Here is a 16,086-nt window from a genome sequence, read left to right on the forward strand (position 1 = left end):
GAAGCGCCATGCGTATCTGGCAAAGCCGCGTTCCCGATGGAGCGCGGTTTTTGCATTAATGGGCCGGGACCGCGCACAAGAGCGGGCACCGATGTGAAAAGGGCGGCAGATGCGGCCCTCGGTGGTGCAAGTCACGACCCCGTGCGGCCAAGGGAAGAGGGCTATGCGAGCCTCTTCTCAAGTTGCTCCATCCAATCGAGTTGCGACCAGCTTGCCGTCCATCATCATGGGGATGATTGCCAGCTTCTTTTCTTCCAGGAATTCCAGATCGGCGCTGCCTTGATTGAGGTCCATCAGCTGCTCGACTTTTCCATCCGGATGAATGCGAAAGAGCGCCCCTGCGACCCAATCCGTAACCAGCCAATTCCCTGCCCCGTCTGATTCTAGACCATCCAGATTTCCAACAGGCTCGCCGGACCCGATGTCAGAGATGGCCTTCGTCTTCAGGTCGATCGCGATCAGATGGCCGGGTGTCTTGGACGAAAAATCCGGCTGGATGTCGCGACCCCAACCGGCGACGAGGAGGCGACCGTCTTCGACGCGCAGACCATTCGGATGCAGGAGATCCTCGCTCTCGAGCCAGACGGAGAGAGCATCATTGTCCAGAACATAAATCCTGTTCGCCAGCATGTCGGAAGCAAAGACCCGACCCGCCTCGTCGACAGCGGGATCATTGAGGAATTGAGCGCCTTCTGCAGGCCACGTTCCAGTGATCTGACCGCTCTCGACGTCGACAGCCATGAGCCGATCGATGTCGGTGACGAAAAGCGTATCGCCTTTTATCACCAATCCCTTGGGCGCATTAAAGCCGGTCACCCATTCGGCTGCCTGCAATTTTCCGTCAGGCGAAACTTTCGAAAGGTATCCAACCCCATCCTTGCCGGCGGGCTCGCCGACAATGTTGGAGACGTAGAAGACGTTCCGCTTTGCATCGAAGAGGACGCTCTCTGGGGCCTTGAAGCCGTCAAGCGACCAGACCTCCTCCGCCGTCGCCGGCAACCCTGTCACTCCTAGTAGCAGAATAGAAAATAGAACTGTCTGCAGCCTAATCATGATAGCCTCCCTATGTTATTTTGACGCGTTTATGTAAAACGCAACTACAAATTGCGTTGTCGATCTTACAAAACTTACAGTTGACGCTTCGATTGCTCTGACAAGCCTATGTGCCAAGCGGCTTATGCTTAGCCAGCAATACAATTCCCCAGATGAATGGCAGTTCCAACACCACTGTCGTTGGAAGCCGCACTGCGGACGAAAGATTGTCGACACGCTCGCGAAGCGGCAGCAGATCAAGGAAGACGCCAGGAAACGAAGCCGACCGCATCCGCGCCGACGTGGAGATCAAGCGGCTTGAGCGGACATCATTGAAACCTTCTGATTTCCAAGCCGTTATCGCCGGTATGTCCGGGGCTAAATCCAAGCCGAAATCCGTCTCCAAATCGCGCGATGGCGAGAAGTCGCGCCAGGAGAAGCAATCGACTGTCGAAGCCGCGTCTGAGATCGCCGGCGCGGCCCCGCCGCCGCTGGAGTTCGTCGAACCCGATCCGGAGCTGACCCCTGAGGAGGCCGAGCAGGCGCGCAAGAGATACTTGCTGAGGCGTTTCTGGATCAGCGCGCGCGGTTACTGGGGCCGCGGAGGCGATAGGCGGGCTTGGCCGTACACGATCGGGTTATTGCTCCTGATCGTCATCAATGTCGGCTTCCAGTATGGGATCAATGTCTGGAATCGCGCAATTTTCGATGCCCTTGAGCAACGCAATGCGCGCACCGTCTATGTCCTGAGCGCCGTTTTCGTGCCGCTCGTGCTCGGCAGCGGAAGCCTTGTCGTTGCACAGGTCTTCCTTCGCATGACGATGCAGCGCCGCTGGCGTTCCTGGCTCACCAACGCGGTCATCGCGCGGTGGCTTGCAAGCGGCCGCTACTTTCAGTTGAACCTCGTCGGCGGCGACCACCAGAACCCTGAAGCACGCATCACGGAGGATTTGCGGATTGCCACCGAATCGCCGGTCGACTTCATCGCCGGTGTCATCAACGCGTTTCTGTCGGCCTCGACCTTCATCGTGGTGCTCTGGACGATCGGCGGGGCCCTGACTCTGACGATCGCAGGTTCGACAGTGACCATTCCCGGCTTTCTCGTCATCACCGCGGTGCTCTATGCCGCGATCACATCCACCTCGATGGCGGTCATTGGCCGCCATTTCGTCCACCTCTCCGAGGAAAAAAATCAGGCGGAAGCCGAATTCCGCTACACGCTGACCCGCGTGCGGGAAAACGGCGAGAGTATCGCATTGCTCGGCGGCGAGGAGGAAGAGCGTAGCGGCATCGACAAGACGTTCGCCTATGTGCTCAGGCAATGGGCGCTCCTTACAGGTCAGCACATGCGCACAGCGCTGGTATCGCAGGGGGCGAGTCTGTTTGCGCCTGTCGTGCCGGTTTTGCTTTGCGCTCCAAAGTTTCTCGAAGGCGGCATGACACTCGGACAGGTCATGCAGGCTGCCTCTGCCTTTGCCATTGTGCAGGGCGCGTTCGGATGGCTGGTCGACAACTACCCCCGTCTCGCCAATTGGAACGCCTGTGCACGGCGCATCGCCTCGCTGATGATGTCGCTCGACGGGCTCGAGCGCGCGGAGCAGAGCAACACGCTCGGACGTATAAAGCGCGGCGAAGCTGCAGGCGATGCGATGCTCAGCCTGAACAATCTCTCCGTGTCGCTCGACGACGGCACCGCCGTGGTCAAGGAAACCAAGGTCGTGATCGAATCAGGCGAGCGGGTGCTCGTCGCCGGCGAATCCGGCTCAGGCAAGAGTACGCTGGTGCGGGCCGTCGCAGGTCTGTGGCCGTGGGGCGGCGGCAGCGTCAACATCCACGCCGACAGACGGCTGTTCATGTTGCCGCAACGGCCCTATGTCCCCACCGGGACGCTTCGCCGCGCAGTCGCCTATCCAGGCGCCGCCGATCGCTGGACGCTGGACGAGATCAAGGCTGCCCTCGACAAGGTCGGGCTCGATTATCTGAATGACAAGATCGAGGACGACGCGCCATGGGACCAGACCTTGTCGGGTGGCGAAAAGCAGCGGCTCGCCTTCGCGCGTCTTCTGCTGCACAGCCCCGATATCATCGTGCTGGATGAAGCAACGTCAGCACTCGATGAAAAGAGCCAGGACAAGATGATGGAGATGATCGTTCACGAATTGCCGAAGGTCACCATCGTAAGCGTAGCGCATCGCGCCGAGCTGGAAGCCTTTCATAGCCGCAAGATCACATTGGAGCGGCGCGAGGGCGGCGCAAAGCTTGTCAGCGATATCGATCTTGTCCAGCGCAAGAGAAGACGGAACTTGCTTGATCGATTTATGCGGCGCCGGCGCGCCGTACCGAAGCGCAGCACTGCCTTGAGCAAAGCGGCGCTGCCCGAGACAAAAAAGTGAAATCCGCCGATCGGGCCTCGGCTCTTGGTGAGCGGCTTTTCCGGCTGGCAGAGTCCGGCATTCAAACGCCGGGCGTCCGGTTGCAGAACGCCCGGCGCCGTTTTATCTCACCGCTTGCGTAAATCCGCCTGCGCCAGGTCAAGCGCCTTGGCGATGCGGCCGCAGGCCATGTCGATCGTCTCGCGCGTCCAGATCAGCGGCGGCGACAAGATCATCGTATCGCCGGTGGCGCGCAGCATCATGCCCTGGGCAACTGCGTGGTCGCGGACGGTCACGGCCGCGCTCCCGGCCGGCAGGAAGCGCTCCTTGGTCGCCTTGTCGCTGACGATCTCGATCGCCGCCATCAGCCCGATCGAGCGCACCTCGCCGACCAGATTGTGCCCGCCGACGCGCTCCTGCAGCGCCTTGGCGAAATAGGGTCCGGTGTCGTTCTTGACCCGATCGACCAAACCTTCCCGCTCGATGATCTCGAGGTTCTTCAGCGCCACGGCGCAGGCCACGGGGTGGCCGGCATAAGTATAGCCGTGATTGAACTCGCCGCCCTTCTCGACCAGCGTCGCGGCGATGCGGTCACCGACCAGCAGTGCCGACAGCGGCTGATAACCGGAGGTCAGCGCCTTGGCGGTGGTGATGGTATCGGGCTCGATGTCGAAGGTCTGAGCTGCGAACCACTCGCCGGTGCGGCCATAGCCGGTGATGACCTCGTCCAGCATCAGCAGGATATCGTATTTGCGGCAGATGCGCTGCACTTCCGGCCAATAGCTCATCGGCGGTATCTTCACGCCGCCTGCTCCCATCACCGGCTCGCCGATGAAGGCGGCGACCTTGTCGGCGCCGGCTTCGAGAATGGCATCCTCGACGGCCTTGGCCGCGCGCAGGCCGAAATCATGGTCGCTTTCGCCGGGCAGAGCCAGCTCATAGGCATAAGGCATCATCACATGGACGATGTTGGGAACCGCGCCGTTGAGCTGCTTGTGCATCGGCTCCATGCCGCCCAGCGACGTGCCGGCGATGGTCGAGCCGTGATAGGCGCTCTTGCGCGAGATGATGCGGTTCTTCTCCGGCTTGCCTTCCAATGCCCAATAGTGGCGCACGAGGCGCAGCGCCGTGTCGTTGGCCTCCGAACCGGACGAGCCGAAGAACACCTGGTTGACGTGCTTCGGCGCCAGTTCCGCCAGCTTTTTGGCCAGCAGCACCGGTGTCGGGGTCGAGCATTTGAAGAAGGAATTGTAGTAGGGCAGTTCCTTCATCTGGGCGTAAGCGGCGTCGGCCAGCTCATCGCGGCCATAACCGATGTTGACGCACCACAGCCCAGCCATGCCGTCGAGGATTTCCGTGCCTTCGGAATCGTAGATGAACGGCCCGTTGGCGTGGGTGATGATGCGTGAGCCGGCCTCGCGCATCTCCTTGTGGTCGGTAAACGGATGAAGGTGATGCGCAGCATCGATCTGCTGAAGCTGCTTCAGCGAATAATTCTGATAGGTCATGTCTGATCTTCCTCTTGAACCAATCCGGCAATTGCAGACAATCCGGCAATTGCAGCGGGGGCGGATTCGTCAGAGGAAGGCGGGCGGCGAATAGCCGATGCGGGCGCAAAGCCGCAAAAGCTCGGCGCGAAGCGTGCGCGGCGACGGCGTCACCGCCACCCCAAACGCGCATGATGCCTTCATCCGACCCATGCAGCATCTTAGGCGGTCTGATGCGCTCAGTTCAAGCCGTTCCGTTCAAGCCGTTCCGGCCAGCGCCCGTTGCAGGAAGACATACTTCATCGCCGCCTGTGCCGCTTGCGGCCGGCGATCGCCGCGCCCGCCATGGCCGCCCTCGGTCTCCTCGAAAAACAGCGTCTTCGCGTGGCCGGCAGCCTGCAGCCGCGCCGCCATCTTGCGCGCATGGCCGGGATGGACGCGGTCGTCGGCCGTCGATGTCGTCAGCAGCACCGGCGGATAGGCGGCATCGGGCTCGACATGCTGATAAGGCGAGTAAGCCGCCAGCGACGCGGCCTCTTCCGGCTTCGCCGGATCGCCATACTCGGCCATCCAGGATGCGCCGGGCGGCAGCTCGGTGTAGCGCAGCATGTCGAGCAGCGGCACATCGATGATCACCGCACCGAAAAGCTCGGGATGCTGGGTCAGCGAAACGCCGGTCAGCAAGCCGCCATTCGAGCCGCCCTGGATGCCAAGCGTCGCCGGCGTGGCGATGCCTCGTTCCACCAGGTCTTGCGCGACCGCGGCGAAATCGTCGAAGGCGTTCTGGCGATTGGCCTTGAGCGCGGCCTGATGCCAGTTCGGACCGAACTCGCCACCGCCGCGTATATTGGCCTGCACATAGGCATTGCCCTTTTCCAGCCACAGCCGGCCGCGCACGCCGGCATAGCCGGGCAGCAGCGGCACTTCGAAGCCGCCATAGCCGTAAAGCAGCGTCGGCACCGGCCCGTCCTGGTCGCGCCGCCTGACGACGAAATAAGGGATTTTGGTGCCGTCCTTCGAGCGTGCCTCGAACTGTTCCGAGACCAGGGACGATGCATCGAAACGCGCCGGCTGCGATTTCACGGTTGTCAGCATCGCTGCATTGTCGTCCGACCAGATGATCGAGCTCGGCGTCAGGAAATCGGTGAAGGAGAAGGACACGCTGGAGCCGAACCGCTCGGCGTGGCTGATGCCGACACTGCCGTTTTCGGGCAGCGCCACCGGCTGCAGCGACCAGCCGTTGCCGCTGCGATCGCAGGCGACGACCTTGCCGCGCACATTGTCCATCAGATTGATGAACAACCGGTTCCGCGTGCGGGCAATCCCGGCAATCGAGACACGATCCGCCGGCTCGTGCACGGTCTCGACAGGTCCGAGCACATTGGTCTCGATCCAGCGCGCGAAGTCCAGCGAATAGAGGCCATCAGGCTTGCACAGCGTGCCGTCCGGCGCCGTCCACGGGCTGCGCACTCCAAAGACGAACTGATCCCTGAACAGCACCGCGTCGGTCACGTCGTCCGGCAACGGGATGCGCCTGTTTTCACCGGAGGGCAGACGCAGAAAACTGTGCGAGGCAAAAAAATCGAGCGTCCGGGTCAGCAGAAGATGACGCTTGTCGCCGTCGAATTCGAGGGAACCGCCGGCGGCGAGATCCTGCTTCTGCGCCTCGAAAATCGGCGTCGCATCCTCCAGCCTGGTGCCGCGCTGCCAAAGCTTGACCACGCGCGGATAACCGGACTGGGTTTTTTCGTCTTCTTCGAAAGCAGCCGAGACGATGACCGTGTCCTTGTCCAGCCAGTTGAAGCCCGACTTCGATGCAGGAGCACGAAAGCCGCCCTCGACAAAGGACTTGCTGTCGATGTCGAATTCGCGCATTTCGCTGGCGTCGCCGCCATCCGGCGACAGGCTGAGCAGGCAGCGGCTGAAATCGGGGTAAAGCCGGCTGGCGCCGCTGAACACCCATTTCACACCCTCTTTGGCTGACAGACTGTCGAAGTCGATGATCGTGTCCCATTCCGGCTTCTCGGTCTTGTAGGAAGCGACCGGAGTGCGCCGCCAGAGGCCGAGCACGTTGGTCTTGTCCTGCCAGAAATTATAGACGTGGCCGTTGAGCGCAGACCCGACGGCAATGTTGTCTTCGGCCGTCATCAGGTCCAGTGCGGTTTGGAAGCAGGTCTGGTAGGATGGATCGCCCTGCAACTCGGCGACCGTGATCTCGTTCTGACGGTGAACCCAGTCGAGCGTTTCCTTGCCCGTTCTGTCCTCCAGCCAGAGAAAGGGATCCTCAGTCGCCGAATTGGGACGCGTCTTTGTGTTCGAACTGGTCATGTGGTCTCCGATAAATTCGTCAAGGCTCGGCAACGTCGTCTTGCCACTATCGGTATTCAACTTGGAACGCAAAAGGAGCCATTGCGCTGTTGGCCTCCTAAGATGGGGCCGCCTGCCGCCCGCAGGCCACGAGGGAATCCATGCAACATCTGTACATTGCCAAAGAGAAGTTCGGTCCCTTCAGCGGCACTGCGTGGACTATGTACATAAACTGGTCCGGCCTCACCCAATTAAGCGAGGTCGTCTCACTCGATGGAATGCTCGGGCCGGTCGCGCTGGGACAGGTAAAGGACAGCTACTGGCCCCATATTGTTAACGAGGACTACATGCTCGATTTCTTTGTGGATCTGGACTTCCTCCTTTCGGAGTTGGCCGATCCGGGCGACTTGAATGTCCTTAATGTGATCCGAAGACCATCGCTTGACGTGCGTTCACTCGACTGGAACGGATTTACCTTCCTGGGCTACGACTTGTTGGATCAAGACGTCTCCATAAGCGCTCTGACCAACTGCGGAGGATTTCCTGACGTGTTTGCAAACACGGAACTGTCCGATGTTGGATTGATACCCGATTTTGATCGTGCCGTTGAAATTCGAGACCTTCTACGCAGGATGCATCCCTCTGAACACCATGCCGAATGTGATTTATGGGCGATTTCCAGATGGCAAGGAAATGAAGGCATCCCGCCATTGTATTAGACCGCTCGCCCCCGCAATACGGTTGTGACCGCCAACGCCAGACAAATGGCGCCAAGCGTGATCGGCAGGCCGTCCGCGCCGAGAATATCCATGGCGCCGCCCGCCAGCGGCGGCACGGCGATGCCGCCGACGCCCCACATTAGCGAGAAGGCGGCGTTGCCGGCGACCAGTGCCGAGCCGGTGAACCGCTCGCCAAGCTCGATGATCGACATCGTGTAGATGCCGTAGGAAACCGCACCCCAGACAAACACGCACGGCCAGATCAGCGGCGTCTCGATGAGAACCGGCAACAGCACGCATCCAAGCACCGTTAGCGATACACAGATAAATCGCACCAGACGCGCCGTCAGCCGTTCCGCCAGCAGGCCGAGCGGCACCTGCATGGCGATGTTGCCGGCGATCATCATCGACAGCAGCGCCGACATGCGCGCCTCCGCGATGCCATAATGCGCTCCGTAGACCGGCAGCAGTGCCAACACCCCCTGTTCGAAACCGGCGGCCACCACCACCGCCGACAGCAGCAGCCATGCCATCGGCATGAACCCCATCACCGAAACCTGGTGCCCGGCTTCATCGACCTTTGGCAGCCGTCCCAGCACCAGCGCCAGGCAGGCGCCGCAAAAGACGAATGCGGCGATGCCAACGAGAAACGGCGGCCATCCTTCGGTGCCGACGGCAAGCAGGCACAGCGGGCCGGCCGCGAAACCGGCCGAAATGACTGTGGAATAGATTCCCATCACGCGACCACGGCGCGCCGGAGGCGCCAGCGCGATCACCCAGATCTCGCTCAGCACATAGAGCGGATTGGTCACCACGCCGATCAGGAAGCGCAGTGGAAACCAGAGATAGACATTTTGCGTCCAGCCGATCAGCGCCAGCATGATGGCGGAAAGGGCCGCGCAGGTCAGCGCCGTGCGCCCTGCCCCGAACCGGCGCGCCAGCGCCGGGATGAGCGGCGACGAGACGATAAAGCCGACCGGCGTCATTGCCGCCGACAGGCCGATCATGGCCGGCGAGACGCCCTGGCGCTGCAGGATGAAGCTCAGCAGCGGGTAGCTCAGCCCTTGCGCGATAGCGAACACCGAAACGGTGGCGATCACGCCGGTGATCGCCGCCCACTGCATTGTCTCGTCGCTGTTCTGTTCCGCCCGGTCCATGATCCGCACCACGAAACCTGCACGATTAGCGTTTCGGCGGCGTGCCGGGAAGCACCGGCGGCAGGAACCGCTTGCGCCAGCCAGAGCATGCCTTGTTAAGGACTCCGCGGCGCCATTCAGGCCACTACGGAAAATACCGGGCAATCGCCCCCTTCTTGCCCTCCGCGTAAGGCTTCAGCCACTTGTCGTCGATGGAGAGCCCGTCATTGTCCGACGGTCCTTCTCCAATCGTTCTACGCCAGGCGCGGAACTTGTAGTGGTCGAACACGTCGAGCATATGCACCGCAAAGGCCGCAGCGAACGTCTTGTCGCCTTCGACGATCACCATGTTCTCGTCGTTTTCATAGGACGCCTTGTAGCCAAGGTTGTGGCTGCCGGCGATGACGGTCGCATTGTCGGCCATCGGATCGATGATCACGATCTTGTCGTGCACGATCGCATGGCCGACGGTCAGCACTTCCGCCTGGAAATCCCGCGCAACGGAGGCCCCGGTCAGGTTGGCCGCCCTGACGATGGAGACGTTCGGCGCCTCCCAGACCTTCTCCGGAAAGACGAATGGCGATTTGCCGTCCTTGTTCGATTTGTTGGTGACTGGATCCCGGGTCGGAGCAATATAGTTGGGCATGGCGGTGTGATCGCTGATTGCGCCTTGCACAATCAGCTTTGGATTCGCCGTCGCCGCCGCGACCGCCTGATCGATGACCGAATTGTTGCCAAGCCGCGACGGATTGAACACGAGAAAGAGCACCGCCTGCTTCGCCGCCTTGATTCGTGCGAAAACATCTTCGAGATCGACAGGCCGCACCGAGATGTCCTTTTTGCTGCGGTCGGGATCGTTTGGCGAGAACCAGATGGTCGTCCCATCGACATGGTTCGGTGTGCGGTTCTTCAGGCGAAACGGCCTGCCTTGCTTCTGCGCAACACGTCCGGCGGCGCTATCGCTCGCCGGCGGCGGGAACACGTCGGCCTTCATCCGTTCCCAATAGGCATCGAACACTTCGGCTATGGCAGGGTCGTCGCGGATGAAGGCGTTGTTGGACTGTCCGCAAATGCCCGTCGACGTCCAATTGGTGCTGCCGGTCATGACCGCTTGCGGATTGCCCTGGGCGTCGCGGTAGACGGCAAACTTGTTATGGCCGATATGGTTGTTGTTGAACAGACGATCGGTCAGCACGACGCCGGCGTCGCGCAGCCGCTTTCTGAAGGGCGCGTTGCCCGCGTCCCACGCCTTCGTTTGTTCATCCCTGCCCGAATTCGAAAGAATGACGTCGACGACATCCTTGGCGTCGATGATCGCGTCGCACAACTCGTCATCGCCAAGCTCGTAGAGGGCAAGCCTGACAGTGCCGCCCTCGGCCTTGGCCCGTTTCATCAGGCTGGTGAGCACATCCGGAACCTCGCCATGAAGATAGGCGCGGATCTTGCTGCCGGGACGCTGAAGCTCGGCCCTGATCTTGTCGCGCTGCCCGACCTTGATGCCGGCGTCTTCCAGCGCGCGCGACAGCCATTGCGTCGAGAGCACACCGTTGGTGAAGGCGAGCCGCGCCTTGCCGAACATCGATCCCAGGAAGATGGTCGGGCTGACGGCGCCTTGTCCGAGATAGCCGAGCGGCCGAGCCGCTCCGCTATAGGCTTTCTCGGGGCGCACCGGCACTGGATCGAGGCCGGGCCGCATGTCGCCGACCGGACGCACCCGGTAGGCGACCAATTCGCCATCCGGCCTGATTTCGACGCTGTCGCGGCGCCGCCGCACCGTAAGATCGCGCCAGAATGTCTTCTGCACCGGCCAGACGCCGGTATCCTGCGGAATCCAGTCCTTGTTGCGTTGCCCCCGGAAAGGCACCCAGGACGCCAGACAGCGTTCCTCGCCGGTGCCGGGATAGATACGGACGATCTCGAAGCCGAGACAGCCGTCGATCATTCCGTCAATATCCCAGGCAATGAAAGCGACTTCGTTGTTGGTCGCTGCACGCACACTGACAACATCCGACACAGAAATAGTCTCCCTCAGGACGGTTTGTATTCAATGTACTTGCTCAATATGACGTGATCGCAACGTGACATGTTTCACAGTTCGGGCACAGATCTGGATTCGCCCTGGTGCGTCCGGCTGGCGAACGTCCATGTCGCTTCCCTCGTCCTAGTGGTCGCCGCCTCCGCAATGGCGGGACGGCGGTCGGTCCATTATGCCGCCGCACCGTCGCAGCGTACGAGGACTATCATGACCGCCGCCCTTCATCCCGCCGAACCGGCATTGACAAACGACCGCGCCCGTCGCGGCGGCCGCGCGGGCAAGCGCGCCGGCGCAGCGGCGGCATTCGAGCAGCCGCCTTTCCGTCAGCTGAAAATCCCGCTGACGCCGACCAGGCTGGTCTCCGACGACGAACTGGAATCGATCCACCTCGCCTCGCTGCGCGTTCTCAGGGAAATCGGCGTCGACGTGCTGCACGACGAGGCAAGGCGCATCATGAAGGCGCATGGCGCGGATGTCCGCGAAGGCAGTGAGCGGGTGCGCTTCGACAGCGACATGATCCTCGAGCTGGTTTCGCACTGCCCGTCGGAATTCACCATCCATGCCCGCAATCCGGCGCACAATGTCCGCTTCGGCAGCGACAACCTGATCATCTCGATGACGGCGTCGGCGCCCAATTGTTCCGACATCGACCGCGGCCGCCGCCCCGGCAACCAGCAGGACTACCGCAACTTCCTCAAGCTTGCGCAGATGCACAACATCCTGAACTGCACCGGCGGCTATCCGGTCGAGCCGATCGATATCCATCCCTCCGTCCGCCACCTCGAATGCATCCGCGATCTGAGCGTGCTCACCGACAAGGTGTTCCACATCTACTCGCTCGGCAAGGAGCGCAATGTTGACGGCATCGAGATCACCAGGATCGCGCGCGGCATCAGCGACGAACAGCTTCTCGAACAGCCGTCGGTGTTCACCATCATCAACACCAATTCGCCGCTCAAGCTCGACGTGCCGATGATGGAAGGCATCATCCAGATGTCGAGCAAGGGCCAGGTCGTCATCGTGACGCCGTTCACCCTGTCGGGCGCCATGGCGCCGGTGACCATCGCCGGCGCGCTGGTGCAGCAGAATGCCGAAGCGCTGTCCGGCATTGCCTTCGCTCAGATGGTGCGCAAGGGCGCGCCCGTCGGCTATGGCGGCTTCACCTCCAACGTCGACATGAAGTCCGGCGCGCCGGCCTTCGGCACGCCGGAATACATGAAGGCGCAATTGGTCGGCGGTCAACTCGCCCGCCGCTACAACATCCCCTACCGCACTTCCAACACCTGCGCCGCCAACACGGTCGACGCACAGGCCGCCTATGAAAGCGTGTTCTCGCTGTGGGGCGCCATCCAGGGCGGCGGCAATCTGATGATGCATGCGGCCGGCTGGCTGGAAGGCGGCCTGCGCTGCTCCTACGAGAAGACCATCCTGGACATCGATCTGCTGCAGATGGTGGCCGAATTTTTGACCCCGCTCGACCTTTCGGAGGAAGCACTGGCTATCGACGCCATCCGCGATGTCGGTCCCGGCGGCCATTTCTTCGGCACCCAGCATACCCAGGACCGCTACAAGACCGCCTTCTATTCGCCTATCATCTCCGACTGGCGCAATTTCGAGACCTGGGCAGAAGCCGGATCGCCGACAGCTATCGAAAAAGCCAATCGGGTGTGGAAGGAGCGGCTGGCCTCCTATGAAGAGCCCTACATGGACCCGGCTATCCGCGAGGAGCTCGACGCCTTCGTCGACAAACGTCGGTCCGAAGGCGGCGCGCCGACTGATTTTTGATCATCTGCATTGATTTGATGAACAGGCGACTCCCACTCCGTCGAGCTCCGCTCGACACCTCTCCCCCGATCGACGGGGTAGAGGAATGGCGCGAGATTGTTCCAGATGACGCCCTTCCTCTCCCTCCGGAGGGGGGAGAGGTGGCGCTGCGAAGCAGCGACGGAGTGGGGGACGCCATTGCCAAGACCCGCAGTCGCCGCAAAACAGGTACAACCCAGCGAGCACGAAAACTCAGGCAAGCAGGCAATCAGGCGGAAGCATTGCTTTGGCTTGAACTAAAGGCGCGCAAGCTTGGCGGCTATCGCTTTACGCGTCAGTTTTCCATCGGCTCCTTTTTTGCAGACTTCGTTTGCCGCGAGAAATGGCTTGTCGTTGAAGTCGATGGACACCAACACGCCGGCAGTTCCTATGACCGCCGCCGCGACGAATTCATGCGCGCCCAAGGCTATTCGATTCTGCGTCTTTGGAACCATGACGTCCTGAAACATCGTACTTCCGTCTGTGAAACCATCCTTGCCGCGCTTGATGGCAGGCTGGCCGAGAACATCGCTGTATCCGACCTCCGCTTTGTTTTCACGCCCCGCCCACTCGATTCAATCTCTTCAAAAACGGAACTATCTTCATGAAATCTCATGCAAAAGCGGTTGTCATCGGTGGCGGCGTCGTCGGCTGCTCGGTGCTTTACCATCTGGCCAAGGCGGGCTGGACCGACATCATGCTGATCGAGCGTTCGGAGCTCACCTCCGGTTCGTCCTGGCATGCGGCGGGCGGCTTCCATACGCTCAATGGCGATCCCAATGTCGCCAAGCTGCAGGCCTATACGGTGCAGCTCTACAGGGAGATCGAAGAGCTTTCAGGCCAGTCCTGCTCGCTGCACCTGACCGGCGGCGTGATGATGGCCGACACGCCCGAGCGCATGGACTTCCTGCGCCTTGCCCACGCCAAAGGCCGCTATCTCGGCATGGACACCGAGCTGATCACGCCGTCAGAGGCCAAGGCGATGTTCCCGCTGATGGACGAGACCAATTTCGTCGGCGCCATGTGGGATCCGGTCGAAGGCCATCTCGATCCTTCCGGCACCACCCACGCCTACGCCAAGGCCGCCAGGAAGCTCGGCGCCGAGATCGTGCTGCGCAACCGCGTCGTCGAGCTGACGCAGGAGGTCGACGGCACCTGGAACGTCGTTACCGAGCAAGGCACGGTCAAGGCCGAGCACGTCGTCAACTGCGGCGGCCTGTGGGCGCGCGAGATCGGCCGCATGGTCGGCGTCGAGCTGCCGCTGCTGGCCATGGAGCATATGTACCTTTTGACCGAGCCGATGCCGGAGGTCGAGGAATTCAACAAGTCGACCGGCCGCGAGATGATCGGCGTTATGGACTTCAAGGGCGAGATCTACACCCGCCAGGAACGCAACGGCATCCTGCTCGGCACCTATGAAAAAGCCTGCAAGCCGTGGTCTCCGGTCAACACGCCGTGGGATTTCGGCCATGAGCTGCTGCAGCCCGACATCGACCGCATCGCGCCGTCGCTGGAAATCGGCTTCAAGCATTTTCCCGGCATCGAGAAGGCCGGCATCAAGCAGATCATCAACGGTCCCTTCACCTTCGCGCTCGACGGCAATCCGCTCGTCGGCCCGGTGCAGGGCCTGACCAATTTCTGGTGCGCCTGCGCCGTCATGGCCGGTTTCTCGCAGGGCGGCGGCGTCGGGCTGGCGCTGTCGAACTGGATGGTCCATGGCGATCCCGGCTTCGACGTCTGGGGCATGGACGTCGCGCGCTTCGGCGAATGGGCGACGCTGCGCTATACCAATGCCAAGGTGCGCGAAAACTATTCGCGCCGTTTTTCCATCCGCTTTCCCAACGAGGAACTGCCGGCGGCACGCCCGGCCCAGACAACCCCGCTTTACGACACGATGCTGGCCAACAACGCCGTCATGGGCGATAGCTGGGGCCTCGAAACCCCACTCTGGTTCGCACCGAAAGGCACCGAGCCGAAGGACATCGTTTCCTTCCATCGCTCCAACGATTTCGGGCCGATCGGCGAGGAAGTGCGCGCCACCCGCGAGAAGGTCGGCGTTACCGAGATCGCCAACTTCGCCAAATACGAAGTCTCCGGGCCGGGATCGGAAGATTTCCTCAACCGGCTGATGACCAACCGCATGCCGAAGACCGGCCGCATTGTGCTGACGCCGATGCTGAACGAGTTCGGCAGGTTGATCGGCGATTTCACCATCGCCAAGGCGGGCGAAGAGCGCTTCATGATCTGGAGCTCGTCGGCGGCGCAGAAGTATCATATGCGCTGGTTCGAGAACCACCTGCCGAAGGATGGTCCAGGGACGTCACAGGTCCGCATTCACCGCTTCGACCAGACGCTGGTCGGCTTGTCGATCGCCGGGCCGAAATCACGCGACCTTCTGCAGAAACTGGTTGATGTCGACATCTCGACCAAGGCCTTCCGCTTCATGGATTTCCGCGAGATGGCGGTCGGTGGCGCGCCCTGCATGGTCAATCGCATTACCTATACCGGTGACCTCGGCTACGAAATCTGGATGGCGCCGGCCTACCAGCGTCTGGTCTACAAGGCGATCAAGGATGCCGGCGAAGAGTTTGGCCTGGTCGATTTCGGCATGCGCGCCCTGCTCTCGATGCGCCTGGAAAAGAATTTTCCGACCTGGTTCCGCGAACTGCGCCCGATCTACGGGCCGTTCGAGGGAGCGATGGACCGCTTCGTCAAGCTGGAGAAGAACGACTTCATCGGACGCGACGCGGCAGCCAGGGAGCAGGCAGAAGGGCCAAAACTGCGCCGTGTCTCCTTCATCGTCGATGTCGCGGACGCCGACGTGATGGGCGACGAACCAATCTGGGCCAAGGTCGGCGGCAAGGACTACGGCACGGTGGAAAAGCCGCACGGCTATGGCGCGCCGCGCTTCGACGCGGACGGCAAGGAAGTGCGCGGCTCGAGGGCCGCTGAAGGCGCTTCGGCCGTGCGCGGCATCGTCGACGGCGACTGGCGCGTGGTCGGCTGGGTCACCTCCGGCGGCTATGCCCATTATATCAAGAAATCGATGGCGCAAGGCTATGTACCAGCGGCCTTGGCCGCGGACGAGAGCGCCGGACTGTTCGAGATCGAGATCCTCGGAAGCCGACGACCAGCCCGCATCAATGTCGAGCCGCCTTTCGACCCGAGCGGCGAGAAGATGCGAGCCTGAAAGCA

At 61.6% G+C, this 16,086-nt stretch carries 11 protein-coding genes; 5 read left to right on the forward strand and 6 right to left on the reverse strand.

Annotated features, from left to right (window positions below):
• Positions 1-177 precede the first annotated feature (177 nt).
• Complete coding sequence (locus tag AC0L28_RS13700; protein ID WP_473478037.1) at positions 178-1,053, reverse strand: SMP-30/gluconolactonase/LRE family protein; 876 nt, start codon at positions 1,051-1,053, stop codon at positions 178-180.
• Positions 1,054-1,400: 347 nt separating this feature from the next.
• Between AC0L28_RS13700 and AC0L28_RS13705 the strand changes: the two genes are divergently transcribed.
• Positions 1,401-3,425 (forward strand): ABC transporter ATP-binding protein/permease, encoded by a 2,025-nt coding sequence (locus tag AC0L28_RS13705; protein WP_128173907.1) that lies wholly within the window; start codon positions 1,401-1,403, stop codon positions 3,423-3,425.
• Positions 3,426-3,532: 107 nt separating this feature from the next.
• Here the strand turns inward: AC0L28_RS13705 and AC0L28_RS13710 are convergent, their stop codons facing one another.
• From AC0L28_RS13710 to AC0L28_RS13720, 3 genes are all read right to left on the reverse strand, one after another.
• Positions 3,533-4,912, reverse strand: coding sequence for an aspartate aminotransferase family protein (locus AC0L28_RS13710; protein WP_128173832.1), 1,380 nt, complete (start codon positions 4,910-4,912; stop codon positions 3,533-3,535).
• A gap of 69 nt (positions 4,913-4,981) precedes the next feature.
• On the reverse strand, positions 4,982-5,095 hold the full coding sequence (locus AC0L28_RS13715; RefSeq protein WP_287066439.1) for a capsid protein: 114 nt from the start codon (positions 5,093-5,095) through the stop codon (positions 4,982-4,984).
• A gap of 54 nt (positions 5,096-5,149) precedes the next feature.
• Positions 5,150-7,219 carry a prolyl oligopeptidase family serine peptidase gene (locus AC0L28_RS13720; RefSeq protein ID WP_287175810.1) on the reverse strand — a complete coding sequence of 690 codons (2,070 nt, stop codon included), beginning with the start codon at positions 7,217-7,219 and terminating at the stop codon, positions 5,150-5,152.
• Between the two features lie 140 nt (positions 7,220-7,359).
• On the opposite strand from AC0L28_RS13720, the gene AC0L28_RS13725 reads away from it, so the two are divergent.
• Positions 7,360-7,917 (forward strand): hypothetical protein, encoded by a 558-nt coding sequence (locus AC0L28_RS13725; protein ID WP_128173834.1) that lies wholly within the window; start codon positions 7,360-7,362, stop codon positions 7,915-7,917.
• Here the strand turns inward: AC0L28_RS13725 and AC0L28_RS13730 are convergent.
• Together AC0L28_RS13730 and AC0L28_RS13735 are read right to left on the reverse strand one after the other, a co-directional pair.
• Positions 7,914-9,074: an MFS transporter gene (locus AC0L28_RS13730; RefSeq protein WP_128173835.1), complete on the reverse strand. Its 1,161-nt coding sequence runs from the start codon at positions 9,072-9,074 to the stop codon at positions 7,914-7,916. The genes AC0L28_RS13725 and AC0L28_RS13730 overlap by 4 nt on opposite strands.
• Before the next feature lie 124 nt (positions 9,075-9,198).
• Positions 9,199-11,067, reverse strand: a complete 1,869-nt coding sequence (locus AC0L28_RS13735) for a phospholipase D-like domain-containing protein (RefSeq protein ID WP_128173836.1) — start codon at positions 11,065-11,067, stop codon at positions 9,199-9,201.
• Between the two features lie 228 nt (positions 11,068-11,295).
• On the opposite strand from AC0L28_RS13735, the gene AC0L28_RS13740 reads away from it, so the two are divergent.
• The 3 genes from AC0L28_RS13740 (at position 11,296) to AC0L28_RS13750 (ending at position 16,081) form a co-directional block, all read left to right on the forward strand.
• On the forward strand, positions 11,296-12,873 hold the full coding sequence (locus tag AC0L28_RS13740) for a trimethylamine methyltransferase family protein (RefSeq protein WP_473478042.1): 1,578 nt from the start codon (positions 11,296-11,298) through the stop codon (positions 12,871-12,873).
• A gap of 140 nt (positions 12,874-13,013) precedes the next feature.
• Complete coding sequence (locus AC0L28_RS13745; RefSeq protein WP_473478044.1) at positions 13,014-13,499, forward strand: endonuclease domain-containing protein; 486 nt, start codon at positions 13,014-13,016, stop codon at positions 13,497-13,499.
• Positions 13,496-16,081 (forward strand): GcvT family protein, encoded by a 2,586-nt coding sequence (locus AC0L28_RS13750; RefSeq protein WP_287230228.1) that lies wholly within the window; start codon positions 13,496-13,498, stop codon positions 16,079-16,081. The genes AC0L28_RS13745 and AC0L28_RS13750 overlap by 4 nt, the downstream gene beginning before the upstream one ends.
• Positions 16,082-16,086: the final 5 nt, after the last annotated feature.

The sequence above is a fragment of the Mesorhizobium sp. WSM4847 genome (assembly GCF_055811335.1).

Coding starts and splice junctions, on each gene's coding strand:
- AC0L28_RS13700 (WP_473478037.1), bottom strand. CDS start 1,053: ATGATTAGGCTGCAGACAGTTCTATTTTCTATTCTGCTACTAGGAGTG.
- AC0L28_RS13705 (WP_128173907.1), top strand. CDS start 1,401: ATGTCCGGGGCTAAATCCAAGCCGAAATCCGTCTCCAAATCGCGCGAT.
- AC0L28_RS13710 (WP_128173832.1), bottom strand. CDS start 4,912: ATGACCTATCAGAATTATTCGCTGAAGCAGCTTCAGCAGATCGATGCT.
- AC0L28_RS13715 (WP_287066439.1), bottom strand. CDS start 5,095: ATGAAGGCATCATGCGCGTTTGGGGTGGCGGTGACGCCGTCGCCGCGC.
- AC0L28_RS13720 (WP_287175810.1), bottom strand. CDS start 7,219: ATGACCAGTTCGAACACAAAGACGCGTCCCAATTCGGCGACTGAGGAT.
- AC0L28_RS13725 (WP_128173834.1), top strand. CDS start 7,360: ATGCAACATCTGTACATTGCCAAAGAGAAGTTCGGTCCCTTCAGCGGC.
- AC0L28_RS13730 (WP_128173835.1), bottom strand. CDS start 9,074: ATGGACCGGGCGGAACAGAACAGCGACGAGACAATGCAGTGGGCGGCG.
- AC0L28_RS13740 (WP_473478042.1), top strand. CDS start 11,296: ATGACCGCCGCCCTTCATCCCGCCGAACCGGCATTGACAAACGACCGC.
- AC0L28_RS13750 (WP_287230228.1), top strand. CDS start 13,496: ATGAAATCTCATGCAAAAGCGGTTGTCATCGGTGGCGGCGTCGTCGGC.